The organism is Streptomyces sp. NPDC007162, assembly GCF_040634175.1.
Taxonomy (GTDB): domain Bacteria; phylum Actinomycetota; class Actinomycetes; order Streptomycetales; family Streptomycetaceae; genus Streptomyces.
The window spans coordinates 1-2,727 of record NZ_JBEYFC010000819.1; the positions used below are offsets into that span (position 1 = coordinate 1).

A 2,727-nucleotide genomic window follows, 5' to 3' on the forward strand; every position below is an offset into this window, starting at 1 on the left:
GCGTCGTCGGCCTCGCCCGCCTCGACCCGGCCGCCGAACACGTCCGGTTCGCCGGCACCGCCGGGGCCGTCGACCGCCGGGGCCGGCTCGTGGGCGTCGGCGCCCGCCGCCGGCAGCGGGCCCGTTCCGGAAGGTTCACCCGCTTCGTCGTCCGTGGCGCCGTCGGCCGCAGACGGGGCGTCAGCGGGTTCGGGGACGGGGCCCGCGGGCGGAGTGGGGTCGTACTGCGGCGAGGCGTCTACGGGGGCTTCAGAGGGCTCCGCGGGGTGCTCCCAGGCCGGGGCCTCCGTCGCCCAGGGGGCCGGGGCGCCGCCGGGGAGGGTCGCCGGGGGCGTGCCGCCCCACTGCTCCATGAGTGCGGATGTGGTGAACTCGCCGGATTCGTCCGGAACGTCACCACGTGCGACCGGAATCGACCACTGGCCGGTCACGTCGTGACCGGGAGCGGGCGGCGGCTCCTCGTACGTCCACTGCTGCGTCGACGCGGGGTTGTACGTGAACCGGTCGCCGGCGGGCTGCTCCTGGGAGGCCGCGCCGGGGTCGGGCCACCGGGCGCCGTCGGCCGGCGCACCCCAGGTCTCGGGGCCGGGAGCCACCGTTATCTGCGGCGGCACGTAGCCGTGTCCGGGTGCGGCCAGCGGGCTGTCACCGGACAGCAGGGCGTCGATGCCGCCCTCGGGGAGCTTCACGAAGGCGGTGGCACCGTCGTCGTAGTCGCCCTGGGGCAGCGGGTCCCACCGGCCGCCGCCGGAGGGCGCGCCCTCCGCGTGCTGGTCGTCGGTCATGACAGCGCCCTCCCCAGTGCTCGTCGGGCCAGCGCGGCGACGGTGCGCCGCAGGTGCAGTACGGCGGGCGGAAGCGCCGGCACCGAGCCGTCGGGCTCGGGGGCCGGGTCCGGGATGCAGGCGGCGGCGACGTACTCGCCGAACGCGCTCAGCGCCTCCGGGACGAGCGCGCGGTCGTTGTCCCAGTCGATCAGCCTGGCCACCCACTGCTCGGCCTCCAGGGGCCTGAGCGGCATCGGCGCTATGGCCCCGACCGCGCATCTGACGCCGCGCCGCGCCGGGTCGAGGACGAGCGCCACGGAGGCGACCGAGCGGCCGGGACCGGTACGCCCGGTCGCCTTGAGGAAGACCTGCGGGGCGTGCAGCAGCGGCACCCGCACGAAGCCGATCAGCTCGCCCGCGCGGAGCATCTCCACACCGGCCAGCAGGTGCGACACCGGGATCTCGCGGCGGGACCCGCCGGGACCCGCGATGATCAGCGTCGCCTCCAGGGCGGCGAGGACCGGCAGCGCGTCACCGGTCGGCGCGGCGGTGGCGATGTTGCCGCCCAGGGTGCCCGCGTTGCGGATGTGCGGCGGACCGGCGGCCCGCGCGGCGGCGGCGAGCGCCGGGATCAGGGCGGCGAAGTCGGGGCGGCCCATGCGCGCGTGCGTGAGGCCGGCGCCCAGCAGTGCGTTGCCGTCCTGGTACTGCCAGCCGCGGATCTCGCTGATCCGGCCGAGACCGACCAGCGCGGCGGGCCTGAGCTGCCCGGAGTTGACGGCGGCCATCAGGTCGGTGCCACCGGCCACGGGGACCGCCGCGGGCATGGCGGTGAGGGCCGACACGGCCTCGTTCAGCGTCGTGGGCAGCGTGACGGCCTGCCCCGCCTGCGGTGCGTGCGTGGTCAAAACCGGCTGCCCCTTCCCGCTGCCCCACCTGGTCCCACCTGTGTGGCCGTACGGTACGTGCTCACAGGGCGGACGTGGCAACTCTGGCACATCTTCGCAAGCCTCGAACGCACGGGTCCGCTAGGAGGCATTCGCCCACCTCACCGGCGACATGGTCCGTTTTCGTACGCCATCGCCGGTGAGTTCCGATTGACACTCTTCGGTGACCCTCGGGGTCTTTTTCCCTTACGCGTCCAGGACGGACAGGTGACGGAAAGAGGACTACCGGTTCGGGGGCGGACCGTCGATCGGTCGGCCGGGCACCCCGGGGCGCCGCTGCCAGGGCAGCGGGCCGCCCGGCGGCCGGTAGGCGACCCCCAGGGCGTCCAGCCGCCGGTAATGGGCCGTCATACGGCGCTCGAAGCCGGCGAAGTCCCGGTCCCGGGGGACCGGAAGAGCGCTCCAGGCCACCTCGGCGAAGGCCGCGAGCCGGGGAAAGGCCTGGTAGTCCACGCGCGCGTGGTCCTCCATCACCTCCGTCCAGACGTTGGCCTGGGTTCCCAGGATCCGGCGCGCCTGCGATTCGTCGAGCTCCGGTGGAACGGGGTCGAACCGGTACACGTCCTCCAGGGTGCGCACATAGCCGATCGGTACGGGCTCGTCCGTGCCGTCCGCCTGCCGGTGGTCCAGGTACACGTGCTGCTCGGGGCACATGACGACGTCGTGACCGGCCCGCGCGGCCGCGATCCCGCCGCCGTAACCACGCCACGACGACACGGCCGCGCCCTCGGCGACGCCGCCTTCCAGGATCTCGTCCCAGCCGATCAGCCTGCGGCCCCGCGCGGAGAGCCACTTCGCGAAGTGGCCGACGAACCACGCCTGCAACTCGTCCTCGTCGGCGAGCCCGAGCTCCCGGATGCGCGCCTGCGCGGCCGGTGACGCCCGCCACTGGTCCTTCGGGCATTCGTCGCCGCCGATGTGAACGAACTCCGACGGGAACAGCTCCAGCACTTCCTCGAACACCCCCTCGTAGAAGCGCAGGGTGTTGTCAGTGGGGGCGAGTACGTTCGGAG

The 2,727-nt window shown here is 74.3% G+C and carries 2 protein-coding genes and 1 pseudogene; all 3 read right to left on the bottom strand.

Annotated elements, in window-relative coordinates; all coding sequences use genetic code 11:
• A pseudogene (locus tag ABZ646_RS44405) lies at window positions 1-785 on the bottom strand (hypothetical protein); the annotation flags it as partial.
• A complete protein-coding gene (locus tag ABZ646_RS44410; RefSeq protein WP_360532856.1) occupies window positions 782-1,675 on the bottom strand; it encodes an FAD binding domain-containing protein in 894 nt (297 codons plus the stop codon). The gene ABZ646_RS44410 and the pseudogene ABZ646_RS44405, both read right to left, overlap by 4 nt.
• A 261-nt stretch (window positions 1,676-1,936) precedes the next feature.
• Window positions 1,937-2,727, bottom strand: a 791-nt coding sequence (locus tag ABZ646_RS44415; protein WP_360532859.1) for a family 20 glycosylhydrolase, incomplete at its 5' end; no start/stop codon positions are given.